Source organism: Paenibacillus sp. 19GGS1-52 (genome assembly GCF_022369515.1).
Classification (GTDB): Bacteria; Bacillota; Bacilli; order Paenibacillales; family Paenibacillaceae; genus Paenibacillus_AQ.
Genome location: NZ_CP059724.1, coordinates 3,234,230 through 3,247,109, shown reverse-complemented (window position 1 = coordinate 3,247,109; position 12,880 = coordinate 3,234,230). Strand labels below are relative to the sequence as shown.

Below are 12,880 nucleotides of genomic sequence, written 5' to 3'. Positions count from 1 at the left end.
TAAATGGTCATCCACGAATGAAAAGAACAACCTTCTCAGGTTGCTCTCTCATCTACTCTATTCAAACGATTTATAAACAAAAAGGTTTCACTTCAAACTTGTAAAATATTACTCTTCGCTTCCGCTATCCTGCATAAGTGAAACACTACGCTGCGGAGTAAAGGTCGAGATTGCATGCTTGTACACCATTTGCTGCCGACCGTCACTGTCAATGACAATGGTAAAATTGTCGAAAGCTTTAATAATCCCTCGGATCTGAAAACCGTTGGTCAAATATACTGTAGCAGGGATATTCTCTTTACGCAGTTGGTTCAAGAACGTATCTTGGATGTTAATGGACTTGTTCATATGACGTACCCCCAATGGTTCAATTAGATTGTTCAGATGTATATTCAAGACCTGAGAGAAACTTTCCTGCTATTATAGCACGGATTTTTGCAAAATTCTCAGAAAAGTTTTGTTCACCTTCGACGTCAATCCACTGAATTTCGTTCATGTGGCGAAACCATGACAACTGTCTTTTGGCGAATCGGCGAGTATCGCGTTTCAGCAGTGTCACAGCCTCATCCAGCGTCATTTCTCCTGCGAGATAGGAGGCAATCTCCTTGTAGCCAAGTCCCTGCATAGATACAAGGCTTCTGCCGTAGCCATGATCGAGCAGCCCTTTCACCTCGGCGACAAGTCCTTCCGCCAGCATGCTGTCAATTCGGTCTTCAATACGTTTATATAGTATTTTCCGGTCCATTGTCAAACCTATGAGGCATAAATCATAGGGGGATTCCTTAGTTTGGGCCGCATGTGAAGCAGAAAGTGTGGTATCCGTCTGGAGATGAATCTCCAGTGCACGGATAATTCTACGGCGGTCATTCGGATGTAATCTGGCTGCACTGACCGGGTCTACAAGCTCAAGCCGGGCATGCAGTGCAAGCGCCCCCTCCCTTTCTGCAAAGTCATCCATTTCCTTGCGAAAGGCTTCATCTGCCACAGCTTCAGAGAAGCGAAATCCGTAGCATAAGGACTCAATATACAGCCCAGTTCCCCCCACAATAAAGGGAAGTTTGCCCTGGTCACTGATCTCCTCAATCAGCTTGCCACCCTGCTCCTGAAATTCTGCTGCGGAGTAAGCATCCTGAGGGTCGTGGATATCGATCAAATGGTGTGGAATCCCCTGCATTTCTGCCGGTGAAATTTTCGCCGTACCAATATCCATCCCTCGATAGACCTGCATGGAATCGCCGGAAATGATCTCTGCGCCATAAGCTTCAGCAAGCTCCAAACTCAGTCTTGTTTTGCCGACAGCAGTTGGCCCCAGAAGCACCAGCACCTTGCGTCTAGTTTCACTGGTCAATTTGTATCACCCCGTACGATGTTTTAGAATTGCTACGGAGCAGCTCAGTGAAGCCCAGCCGCGCAAATTCACCACTCAAAGCTTTTTCCTTCAAAAGAACGGTTTTGCGAGCTACCCTTACCGCTTCTGCAACGCTCACCATAGACAATGCGTCTCCGTTCGCGAACTGGCGCAGCGGAGAAATCGCAGCAGAGTCGGTCAGCGGTACGCGGAACATAGGATCAAAGTAAATGATATCAATGCTGTCATCCGGCTGTGCCCGCAAATAGTCCAAATGATCACTATGCACCACATGAATACGACGCAGTGCTGCATTTACTTTCTCTTGTCCGGAGATATAATGGCTCATTCCCTCCAACAACAGTCCGTATAAAGGGAGTGAACTCTCAAGTGCGGTTACTACAGAGCTTTCGCTGCCATAAACCGCGAATAATAGGGAATCCGTACCTAGGCCTGCAGTACAATCAAGTACGCTGTCCCCGGGAAGCATCCCGGCAGCGGTAAGCATGGGGTCAACCTCGCCCTTCAGTATTCGTTTGGCGCGGACAAACCCCATACTGGGATGAAACTCCATCGTTGCCATTCCAGGCCGCAAGAGACGGACTGCTTCCTGCAGTACAACCAAAACCTCTTCGTCCTTGCTACGTTCGACAAGCTTTGGTAAAGAAAGAGTACCACGGGGAGCATAGACACAGCCCGTTCGTTCCGCAAGACTCTGCGCCCGCTGTACAATTTCCGGTATCGGGTTAGTACCCGTTGTTATAATCATGATGCCTCCTGTCTTGCTCACTTCTTTAAGTAGCAGTACTGCAATTACATTACCCGCTTGAACAGCTTCTCTAAATCATAGGTTGAAAAAGAGACCACGATCGGCCGTCCATGTGGACAGGTATAAGGCTGGCGACAGGCTGCCAAACGGGACAGTAGTGAATCTACCTCCTGCTCAGTCAGCTTCTGATTAGCCTTAATTGAGGCTTTGCAGGAGCAGAGGATGGAGGATTTCTCGCGCAGCTTCGCCAGATCAATAAACCTTTCACTCAGCACCCACTCGGCCATCTCTTCGATCACTGCCTTCTCGTCCCCCTCCGGGAACCAATAGGGCAAGGATCGGACCAGAAATGTCTGACCTCCGAAATGCTCCAAATACACACCTGCCTGCTCGAACCAGTGCAGCCGTTCACTAAGCTGCCGGCTTTCGGAAGGGGTGAACTCCAGGGTTATCGGCAGGAGCAACTCCTGCGAAGCCTCTTCCGGGCGGCCAAACTTCTCATAATAGTATTCGTAATTAATCCGTTCATGAGCCGCATGTTGATCAATCAAATACAATCCTCCATCATTCTGGGCAATAATATATGTCCCATGATGCTGGCCGATATAATTCAGCTCTGGAAATTCCGGAAGACTGGAGGCTTCGCCGTCTGCGGGCGCCCACAGCTCTTCTGCAGCAGGCATCTGCCCGCGCGGTAACGTTGCTGCCATCGGACGGTAGCTACTGCCCACGGTGCTCTGAGGGCCGCGTGATTGAGACTGCCTGTTACTGCTGCCATAAGATGCGGCTGATTCTCTTGCTTGATGAAGTCCTGCCTGGTCCGCTGTTTGGCTATTTCCGCCAGTGTTGCGATTGCCTGCTGGATTCCCATCGCTGCTCCGATCAGACACAGCTTGATTGTTACTGAGCGGACCCAATGTTGATCCCGGACGGTCACCGTGCGGGAAATCTTCTGTAACCGGCAAATCTGGAGTAGATGCATCACCCGCTGAAATCTGAGGAATATTCCCCTTGGAAAAAGCAAACTGCTCCTGTATAAATGAACTGCTCCCCTTCTGTCCAATCATTTCCTTACCCGGACGAAGAATCAGACTTTGGCCTAGCAATACCTTACGGATCTCTTCTTCCACAAATTTAAACAGCTCAATCTCCTTACTGAAGCGAACTTCCAGTTTAGCCGGATGTACGTTGACATCCACGAGAGAAGGATGCATATCAAGCTGTAGCACCAGCAGCGGGTAGCGGTTGATTGGCAGGAGTGTATGGTAGGCTCGTAGAATTGCTGCGTTCAGACCATTGTTGCGGATATATCGACCACCCACAATGGTAGTGATCCCATTCCGGTTGGAGCGCGTCCATTCCGGGCGGCTGATAAAGCCGGAGATCCTATAATCCAGATCCTCCGCTGCTATCGGCAGCATTGCCTTCGCCGCAGAAGTGCCGTATACGGCAGCAATCACTTGCAACTGATCTCCATTGCCTAGCGTATGCAGCAGTTGGTTGCCGTTATGATGCAGCGTGAACGAGATCGTTGGATGAGCCAACGCCATCCGGTACATCGCATCCGAGATATGCCCCAGCTCTGTTTGTATACTCTTCATATATTTCAGCCTTGCCGGGGTATTAAAAAATAATTCCCGCACGGCAAGATCACTGCCTACTCCGGATGGTGAATCCTCATTTCGGATCAGCTTGCCACCTTCTATATCAATGAGGCGGCCTTTGCCGTCATCAGCGGTTGCAGTAAGCAAAGATACCTTGGATACTGCAGCGATACTGGGCAGTGCCTCACCGCGGAAGCCGAGGCTCGTAATGAGGAACAGATCGCGCCCGTTCGCTATTTTACTTGTAGCATGGCGGTAAAAAGCAGTCTCACAATCCTCAGGTTCTATTCCTGAGCCATTGTCTTTGACCCTGATGCTCTGCAGGCCACCTTCCTCGACAGTCACTTCAATTCGGGTACTGCCTGCATCAATGGCGTTCTCCACTAGCTCCTTCACGACCGAAGCAGGACGTTCTACAACTTCCCCGGCAGCAATCTGGTTGGCAATATGCTCATCCAATATATGAATTTTGGCCAATTTCATTCACCTCGCTCTTAGGCAATTTACTTCTTAAAGATCGTTGGCTTTTATCTTCAAATCGTTCAACAGGCCCATCGCCTGCAGTGGGGTCATGTTCATCAGATCAACACCCTTAACAGCTGCGATTAATTCTTTAAGCGCTGGATTTTCTTTTACTTCGACTGCAGCAATAACACCAGCACCGCCTTTGCGGCTCTTGCGCGGCTCTTCCTCGCCGAAGATGGACAACTGCACCACTTCACGTTCCGCTACTTGCTCCGAATGGGCCAGTGTTACTGCTGCTTCAGCATAAGCAGATTTATTCTCTTTCGCAACTGCTTGTCCTTCATAACCCACTCCATAATTAAGAGTCACTGCACCAGGTGCAGCAGCTAGCTCAATGTTCTGAAGCAACCTGTAAGCACGGTCGATAATCCCTTCGGGCAGACCGGCTAATCGGGCGCAATAAATACCATAGCTGCTGTCTGCAGCTCCCGGCACAAGCTTGCGCAGGAAGTTTACTTTGTCGCCGCTCTCTTGAACGGCCATGGAATAATTGCGCAAGCCTTGCAGACTCTGCTCCAAATGGGCCAGCTCATGAAAATGAGTCGAGACAAGCGCTTTGCAGGCAATGGTATCGTGCACATATTCAATCACGGCTTGAGCAATTGCCATCCCCTCGCTAGTCGAAGTACCGCGTCCCAACTCATCAATAATGATCAGACTGCGGGCGGTTGCTTTCTCGGTCATCACCTGAATGTCGGCCATTTCTACCATGAACGTGCTCTGGCCGCCAATCAAGTCGTCTGCTGCTCCGATACGCGTAAAGATACGGTCAATCAGTGACACCTCGGCGCTTGCCGCAGGCACAAAACAGCCGATCTGCGCCAAGATGCAAATGAGGGCAACCTGACGCATATAGGTGCTTTTGCCCGCCATATTAGGACCGGTAATCAGCAGAATATTCCCTTCACCCTTGCTGAGATGGCTCCCATTAGCAATAAACGCCGAATCCTTTAGTACAGCTTCAACTACAGGATGTCGTCCGCCTTCAATATGCATATCATAACTGTCTGTTAGCGTAGGCTTCACGAAGCGATGCTCCGCACTGACCGCTGCAAGACATTGGTACACATCAATTTCTGCGACCTTCTCCGCAAGACTCTGCAGGCGCGGAATTTCGCCGCTGATCCGTTCACGAAGTTCTGTAAACAGGCTATATTCCAGATCCGTCATCTTGTCCTGGGCTTCCAGAATAAGAGCTTCCTTCTCTTTCAGCTCCGGGGTAACATAACGTTCAGCATTTGCCAGCGTCTGCTTGCGTTCATACCGACCTTCCGGCAGTGAAGCCAGGTTCGCGCGGGTAATTTCTATATAATAACCAAAAATTTTGTTGTAGCCGATCTTCAGTGACTTGATGCCTGTCGCCAGACGTTCCTTCGCTTCGAGTTCGGCAATCCAGCGTTTGCCGTTCGTACTTGCTTCCCGGAACTCATCCAGCCGCTCATGATAACCCAAACGAATCATTCCGCCGTCACGCACAGATACTGGCGCATCCTCAACAATAGCGCGATCAATATCCTCTCGCAGCTCCGCGCATTCGTCCATAGCGGCTCCAATCTCCCGCAGCGTTGCTGAACCAGAAGACAGACACATTTCCTTCAACGTCGGGATTTGCAGCAGCGACAGCTTCAGTGCATTCAGATCCCGGCCGTTCGCACTGCCAAAGGCAATACGACCGACCAAGCGCTCCAGATCATAAATTTCTTTCAATGCAAGACGCAAATCCTCACGGACAATAAACTGGTTGTACAAAAAATCCACAGCTTCCAGCCGCCGTTCAATGGGTGCCCGCTGCAGCAGCGGCTTATCAATTCTGCGCCGCAACAGCCGCGCGCCCATCGACGTTTCGGTATGGTCCAGCAGCCAGAGCAGCGAACCCTTCTTCGACCGTTCTCGCACGGTTTCTGTAAGTTCCAGATTCCGTCGTGTGAACGGATCGAGAATCATATAATTGCCAGGCTCATAAGGAGAAATCTGGCTTAGTTGTCCTAGTGAACGCCGCTGGGTCTCGCTTAAATAGGAGATCAGCAAAGCTAGATTGTGGCCCCGTTCTTTCTCCAACCGTACCCATGCTGCTTCGCCAAATTGACGGCGTGCCATTTCCTCATCGCGTTTCTCCCAGGGAGTATACACAACAGGTTTTTCCAGAAGCGATGTTTCCCTACGCAAAAGCTCCAAAAGAGCAGGATCGCCAATAATCTCAGCAGGTTCATAAATGCCAATCTCATCCCGCAGCCATTCTGCTCCCGAGAGCACAGAGGTAACATACAGCTCACCAGTAGTTAAGTCACAAGCCGCCAGGGCCATCATCCCATCGTTCTCGGTGACACAGACCAGATAATTGTTGCTCTTGTCACTGATTATCTTGCCATCCATGACCGTTCCCGGCGTTACGACACGCACGATATCACGCCGCACCATACCCTTGGTGGTCGTCGGATCGTCAAGCTGCTCACATATGGCGACCTTATAGCCTTTTTCAATTAGCCGCTGAATATAGCCCTCTGCGGCATGATAAGGTACGCCACACATCGGAATACGCTCATCACCTCCACCCGCGCGGGCTGTTAAGGTAATCTCAAGTTCCTTCGAAGCAAGCAAGGCGTCCTCAAAGAACATTTCATAGAAATCGCCCAGCCGAAAAAATAGAAAGGCGTCCTTCGCCCCCTCTTTCACCCGTAAATATTGCTCAATCATCGGTGTATATTCTGCCATGGTCAACCTCCACGCCTATTTAATACTGTCCTCTATTATAGCAGAAAGTTGCCGCACTACGATATCCGGTGAAGATAACCGAGCCCATAGTCCACTGCATATGAGAAGGTTACGACTTGTTTATTAGAACTCCTAGGAGATGCTATCTATAGCTACATTAATTCTCGACGGATAAGATGGATGCTAATATCTGTGCTTTTTACGGTCATGTAATGTAAAATAATAACAAGCAGCAGTCTTAATTATATATAGTGAATTATTATTACTGAAGGAGATTGTGAAATGATTCGCAAATTAACAGAGATTGACAGGAAACCATTGATGGCATTGTTAATTCAAGAACCTGCATTAAATTTATTCTTGATTGGCGATGTGGAGAATTTCGGATTTGAGCAAGAATTCATGGAACTATGGGGGGAATTTGATCCTGTGGATTTTCATATTAAAGCCGTCCTGCTGCGTTTCTACAAAAGCTATTTACCCTTTGCAAAGGGCCCTTTTGATGTGGAGGGCTTCGCCGCACTTCTGAGGAAGGATAAGGACGTCGAAATGATCTCTGGATCGTCGGACGTAATGAAGGCTTTTGGCAAAGTCATCAACTTCCGGAAAGAAAAGCATTTATATTTTGCAGAGCTAAAGGACATGAATGAGGAAATATATAAAGGATTATCGGCCTCAGGCAGCATCAAGAAAGCTACGGTATCAGAAGTGAATGCGATATGTGCACTTACGGATGGCATCCAAGAATTTGAGAGCAGCTCGGAAGGCTCGCGAAAAAGCTTGCATCAAACGCTGATGAGCGGCACCGGCCGCACTTATTATATAGAATGCCAAGGCGAAGTGGTGGCTACCGCGTCCACAGCGGCGGAAAACTCCATGTCGGCGATGGTTATTGCCGTAGCCACCCACCAGGCCTATCGAGAACAAGGATTAGCTACACGTGTAGTTGTTCAGCTATGTGCAGATCTTCTCGCTGAAGGACGATCGTTATGTTTATTCTATGATAACCCGAAAGCTGGAGCCATTTATAAACGGCTTGGCTTCCAAGATATCGGAGCCTGGTCCATGATGTATTTCTAGGTTGGTCCATACCTGTGTGTTTCCCGATGTATCCACAGCTCCCGGATATCCCGGGATTCATCCCACGTCCGTTCTGCGGCTATATAGTGAAATAACGGCTCGATGTAACGGGCGGCCTGCTCGTAGCCGCTTAAAGCGCGCAGCTGTGCCAGCAGAGGAGTGAATGCTGCGCGCAGTGGAGGTTTGTCGCCGTTGTAATAGGCGGCATGCAGCTCTTCCCGGTCGAGCGGGCGCAGCGGCAGGTCTTCATAATGGCTCACTATAAGGTGAGCCAGATAGACTGCACCCTTGGCGACGACCGGAGATACCAGAAAGCTCGGCAAGGTTCGGTACTCAAAGCCGCCATGCGGCTGATACCTGAAGTCGCCGAGCACTCCGTAACGAGGACGCCTCGCCCCGGCCCGGGCGTCCTCCAGCAGTAGCATCGGCAGCGCGAGATAGTTGTCGAGCGCGCGCAATAGCGGCGCGCTCAGCGTCACGCCGCTGAAGTGCAGGTGGCCGCCGAGGGCCCAGCCCCGCAGCGGCATGCCTCCCGCCCGCCAGCGGAGCGAGCGGTCGGTGATGAGCCGGTCCGCCGCGGCGACGGCGGACATCAGCTGCGCCAGCAGCGCGCGTGGTTCCCCGCGCGGCTCCGGGCGCAGCTCGGCGACCGGGAACGCGCCGCGCGTTCCCGGGGGCCCGGCGTCGCAGCCCGCGACGCCAGCCATAGGCAGGAACCGCGACGCACGCACGACGCGGTCCGAGTTCTCCCGGAGTAGCAGAAACTCCGGGTCCATGCCCATGAGCAGCCCAGGACGACCGGGCTGCTCCAGAGCCAGCTTCCTTGCCAGCATCTGCGAAGCAGTGCGGTAAGGCTCTGGCAAGGGCGTTCTGGGCGTCTCTAGCAGTGGAGTGATCGCCTCCACTACATACCTGCGGCTGCCCATATCTAGTAACCGTACTTCCCCGCTGTCCAGACCTAAGCTGTACAATGCCCGGACTGCCAGCTCCTTGAGCAGCTTTGTTACTCCACGCTGCTCTATTGGAGGTGCATAGGTTAATGAGCTATTCTCTTCGTTTTGCAAGTTTGCGCTAACTGAATTTCTGGAGGTAGCAATCATAGCCGGGCCTGCGCCCAGTGGCACAATCTCCAGCACAGTAAGATTATAAACTAAAATTCGATATTGCTGTCTATGGCTACGCTGTATTGATCCAGCTTTATATGTATGATTGGCATGCTCCAGCTCAATATTCTCATGCACATTAAGCACCCACTGTTGATTATAAAGATCGGAAATTCCCAGCAACTTCTTCCTGCTGGCCGGTGTTAGGGCAACTTCCAGACCACTGCGCAGCAGCCTTTGTTCTCTCAGCTCTAAAGACCATGCGAGATAACCTTTCATTCCCTCATTCATGGATACGCCCTCCCTTGAAGCACCGCCGAACACGGCAGTACGCAACAGACAACAAGAACATTACCTCTAAAAAGAAAAATGACTACGAAGCTTATTTCATTACTTGTTGATGCCATGAAACAGCCTGAGTGTCTGTCCTATCCACCGTCTTTACAACAACAGCAAAAAACGGCCTTCCGTCCAAGGGACGGCACCGTTTTCGCCTCGCAGAGCAAGCTGAATAATAACCTTAGCGGAGTCATTCCTGAACGCAAAAAATTTTCAAAAAAAGGAGGGCATTAGCCCTCTTCGCCGCCGCCCTTCCTACATATAATGGGAGCATAACCCATTGCTATTCGGTTAGCGGCGGCGAAACCTTCCTTACAACTCATCATCCAGGGCGTCAGGATCCAAATCATCATAATCAAAGCTTTCACCATCAAAATCATAATCCTTGTCTTCCAGATCATCACTTTGATCGCTGACATACACGCGGACTTTGGTCTCAGCCACCATCTCCGCCTCGAATTCGCGCTCTACACGGAGCGTTACACTACCACCGCCTGGAGAGACGCCAGCTTCCACACAGTTAGGTTCCTGCGTTGCATCCGCAGATACCTCCACAGTGGAAGCACGGTGTCTTGGATCCAGATACGACAGCGGAATAAGCTCCACGTAGGAGACCGTTTCTTTTGCTACCTCGGTCTGCTTGTTTTTGTCGTACGAGTACCAGATGTTAACATCATAAGTACCAATTACTTCGATTCCGTTCCCGGCGGCAACCGCTTCGTATTGGTGGTTGATAATCCAAGCCCCCAGAATACTAGTCGGATGATGTGGCGGAGTCACGGTATGGGTTGCGGTAGAGAACTTACGACCTTTGCCGCAAATTGCCTTCGTAATGATCTCCCTTGTTTGACGTTTATGGCTTAATGACATCTTTGAACCTCCTCCATACAATCATTCACTATCAAGTGTATGCAGGATCTGGGCATTTGTTGATTGTTAGTCTATAAATAAATTTGGGTAAGCCCTCGAAAGGGCTTCATCCCCGAGACTCATAGTACATATAGAAGAAAAATGCCATATTGTAGGACTGAATAAGGAGCTGTCTATTGCGGGATCACTCGCACAATACCTAGCGTTCTTTCCCTGCTAAGATCAACGAACTCCTCCCCGATGTTCACAAGTGGACGCAACGGATCATGAGAAAGAATTAGAATAATTTTCCCCATCCTACCATCCGTCAGTTCGACCTCGTTCCCTAGCATCGACTGCATCAACTTATCTATAAACACTCTGGAAATATAAGGGTCAAGCTTGCCAAATACATCATTTTGCATCTGAATTAGAACCTGATATAGCGGTGATGCTTTTCGGTAGAAACGATCAGAGGTCATCGCATGAAAAATATCGACTACCGCAACAATTTTACTAAAATCCGTTATCCGATGTCCGAGCAGACCAAATGGATATCCACTGCCATCCATTCGTTCATGATGCTGCAGCGCTACAAGCGCCTGCATATGATTGGTGCCTACCGTGTCTCTGATCATCTCGTAACCATAAGTGGTATGCTTCTTCATCAGTTGGTATTCTTCATCCGTTAATGGACCCTCTTTGGTCAATATTTCTGCAGGAATCATCATTTTCCCAATATCATGAAGAGTGGCCGCGATGGTCAGCATGCCGAGATCTTCCGGCTTCAATTTGAGCCATTTGCCAAGCAGCGTGGACAATATACCCACTGCAACGTTATGCCTGTATGTATAATCATCCTTGGACTGCAGAGCAGCCAAAATTCCGTAGAAATCATTCCGCTCAGATACCTGTTGGATAAAGGGAATAACCTCATTTCTGAGCTCTATCATCGGCAGACGTTTGCTTTTGTTATAGCGAATCTGTTCAAAAATATTTTCCATCGCAGCCGTGCAATCATCTACAGCAATCTGAAAAAATGCCGTTTTATCAAGCTGAATGACATCACTAGCCTCCAGAATAATCTTATGCTGCTTGATGAGTCGTATATGGTCTGTACTTAATAAAGTATTTGCGGGTAAAACAAATACACCCTTTTCATTAAAGAGGTTGGTTATAAGCTGTTTACCAATAAAGTTGTCATTGCTTTTGTCCATACTCTTCACCTGCCAGAGCGGAAAATTCGCTTGCGGCGAACCCCTGCTGTATTGGAACCCTCACTATTTATTTTATTATTCACAGTATTCTCGTCTCCTGAACGTAAACTGAATAAAAAGTCATAGTCAGCGACAACTTTTTTTAGTTTATACATATTCTATCGTTCTTTTACTAAAGAATGTTAATACTTGATTTGTTATTCACAATCCTCAGGTCAATCATTCGCCTGCTGTGAGCGATCGTTTTTCTTGCTTTAATCCTACCGGCATTTTATGCCGCTTGGCAATTTTCAAATATAGTGCCAGTTCCCGACATAGCTGCAAAATAGCAGATCGCACTTCAAATTCCTCACGAGTATCCGGCAGCCCCATTTTTTGAAACTCCTCCTCCAGACTATAAAGAAGTCGCTCTGTCCGACCTGTATATTCTTCTGCCAGCACATCTCCACTGAGTTGATCGAACAATTCAGCCACCATATCCCCATGCGGCAATTGGCGATAGACCTGCGATAACAGCTGCAGCATATTTTGAATCGATTCTAGTTGTTCCTTCCGCATGTAGAAGTAGACATTCCACGCCGCATCCGGATTTATCACATGATTTTCCATTTCCCTAGCCGCAGCGCTCAGACCGCGTTGTACCGCCGTGTTCGCCCCAATAAGCTCTTTTCCATCCCAGATATATCCAGGTTCACGCAGTGTCCGGGCCATTTGAGTGAAAATAACAGAAAAGAAGCCATCGACTTCCTTGCGGATTACATACATCGCCCCTTCGGTCTGTGGCATATAGATCAGATTCACCAGCCCGGCGGAGCCGAGACCAATCACTAACAATTCTATCTGCTGCAGCAGGACATGCAGCGTAATCTCAGCTTGTCCAAATACACGAAAGACGATAACGGAGCTAGTGACGATCCCTTCCTTGAAGCCTGATTTCACGATAAGTGGAAAGCCGAACAGTACGTACATTCCAAGCACCCAATAATGGAAACCCAAGACCCAGAACAAAATACAGCCAAAAAAGAGTCCCACGAGCGAGGCCGTAAAACGTGCCGTTATCGTCCGGAGACTCCTCTTACGTGTGGTTTCCACCCCCAGAATTGCTAACAGACCCGCACTCTGCGCATTTGGTATTCCTACAGCAGCTGCCAGCAATACGGACAGGACGGTAGCAGCCGCTGTTTTGATAATTCGAAATCCCATGAAGATATCTCTCCTTGAAAGTTTTGTAAGACATGCTTCTCCGAAATACTTCATACAAAACTCGCTTCGGATGCTTAGCTAAAGATATAGTCATGGTACAAGATTTTCCGCAGAGACACAATAAGACATTA

General features: G+C 49.2%; 10 protein-coding genes. 1 reads left to right on the top strand and 9 read right to left on the bottom strand.

What is annotated here, in order from left to right; all coding sequences use genetic code 11:
• Positions 1–108: 108 nt before the first annotated feature.
• Genes hfq through mutS form a run of 5 tightly spaced genes read right to left on the bottom strand, consistent with a single transcriptional unit; the run spans position 109 to position 6,958 of the window.
• The gene (gene hfq / locus H1230_RS15210; RefSeq protein WP_019910673.1) at positions 109–348 is read right to left on the bottom strand and encodes an RNA chaperone Hfq; all 240 of its coding nucleotides are present in this window, start codon (positions 346–348) and stop codon (positions 109–111) included.
• A gap of 19 nt (positions 349–367) precedes the next feature.
• Entirely contained in the window at positions 368–1,348 is a 981-nt protein-coding gene (gene miaA / locus H1230_RS15205) for a tRNA (adenosine(37)-N6)-dimethylallyltransferase MiaA (RefSeq protein WP_239716692.1), read from the bottom strand.
• A complete protein-coding gene (locus H1230_RS15200; protein WP_239716690.1) occupies positions 1,338–2,117 on the bottom strand; it encodes a class I SAM-dependent methyltransferase in 780 nt (259 codons plus the stop codon). The genes miaA and H1230_RS15200 overlap by 11 nt, the downstream gene beginning before the upstream one ends.
• A 44-nt stretch (positions 2,118–2,161) precedes the next feature.
• Positions 2,162–4,198, bottom strand: a complete 2,037-nt coding sequence (mutL, locus tag H1230_RS15195; protein WP_239717350.1) for a DNA mismatch repair endonuclease MutL — start codon at positions 4,196–4,198, stop codon at positions 2,162–2,164.
• 33 nt (positions 4,199–4,231) lie between these two features.
• Positions 4,232–6,958, bottom strand: a complete 2,727-nt coding sequence (mutS, locus tag H1230_RS15190) for a DNA mismatch repair protein MutS (RefSeq protein WP_239716688.1) — start codon at positions 6,956–6,958, stop codon at positions 4,232–4,234.
• Between the two features lie 282 nt (positions 6,959–7,240).
• On the opposite strand from mutS, the gene H1230_RS15185 reads away from it, so the two are divergent.
• Positions 7,241–8,038, top strand: a complete 798-nt coding sequence (locus H1230_RS15185; protein WP_239716686.1) for a GNAT family N-acetyltransferase — start codon at positions 7,241–7,243, stop codon at positions 8,036–8,038.
• On the opposite strand, the gene H1230_RS15180 is transcribed toward H1230_RS15185, so the two are convergent.
• The 4 genes from H1230_RS15180 to H1230_RS15165 all read right to left on the bottom strand — a co-directional run bounded on the left by H1230_RS15180 (position 8,035) and on the right by H1230_RS15165 (position 12,749).
• Positions 8,035–9,432 (bottom strand): putative amidoligase domain-containing protein, encoded by a 1,398-nt coding sequence (locus H1230_RS15180; RefSeq protein ID WP_239716684.1) that lies wholly within the window; start codon positions 9,430–9,432, stop codon positions 8,035–8,037. The genes H1230_RS15185 and H1230_RS15180 overlap by 4 nt on opposite strands.
• Before the next feature lie 360 nt (positions 9,433–9,792).
• Positions 9,793–10,350: an outer spore coat protein CotE gene (locus H1230_RS15175; RefSeq protein WP_154119841.1), complete on the bottom strand. Its 558-nt coding sequence runs from the start codon at positions 10,348–10,350 to the stop codon at positions 9,793–9,795.
• A 173-nt stretch (positions 10,351–10,523) separates the two neighbouring features.
• Positions 10,524–11,546 (bottom strand): HD-GYP domain-containing protein, encoded by a 1,023-nt coding sequence (locus H1230_RS15170; RefSeq protein WP_239716682.1) that lies wholly within the window; start codon positions 11,544–11,546, stop codon positions 10,524–10,526.
• Positions 11,547–11,765: 219 nt separating this feature from the next.
• A complete protein-coding gene (locus H1230_RS15165) occupies positions 11,766–12,749 on the bottom strand; it encodes an aromatic acid exporter family protein (protein WP_239716680.1) in 984 nt (327 codons plus the stop codon).
• Positions 12,750–12,880: the final 131 nt, after the last annotated feature.

What these genes read in the sequence shown, in the direction of transcription:
- H1230_RS15185 (WP_239716686.1), top strand. Translation starts at nt 7,241, where the DNA reads ATGATTCGCAAATTAACAGAGATTGACAGGAAACCATTGATGGCATTG.
- H1230_RS15170 (WP_239716682.1), bottom strand. Translation starts at nt 11,546, where the DNA reads ATGGACAAAAGCAATGACAACTTTATTGGTAAACAGCTTATAACCAAC.
- mutS (WP_239716688.1), bottom strand. Translation starts at nt 6,958, where the DNA reads ATGGCAGAATATACACCGATGATTGAGCAATATTTACGGGTGAAAGAG.
- hfq (WP_019910673.1), bottom strand. Translation starts at nt 348, where the DNA reads ATGAACAAGTCCATTAACATCCAAGATACGTTCTTGAACCAACTGCGT.
- H1230_RS15175 (WP_154119841.1), bottom strand. Translation starts at nt 10,350, where the DNA reads ATGTCATTAAGCCATAAACGTCAAACAAGGGAGATCATTACGAAGGCA.
- H1230_RS15200 (WP_239716690.1), bottom strand. Translation starts at nt 2,117, where the DNA reads ATGATTATAACAACGGGTACTAACCCGATACCGGAAATTGTACAGCGG.
- H1230_RS15180 (WP_239716684.1), bottom strand. Translation starts at nt 9,432, where the DNA reads ATGAATGAGGGAATGAAAGGTTATCTCGCATGGTCTTTAGAGCTGAGA.
- H1230_RS15165 (WP_239716680.1), bottom strand. Translation starts at nt 12,749, where the DNA reads ATGGGATTTCGAATTATCAAAACAGCGGCTGCTACCGTCCTGTCCGTA.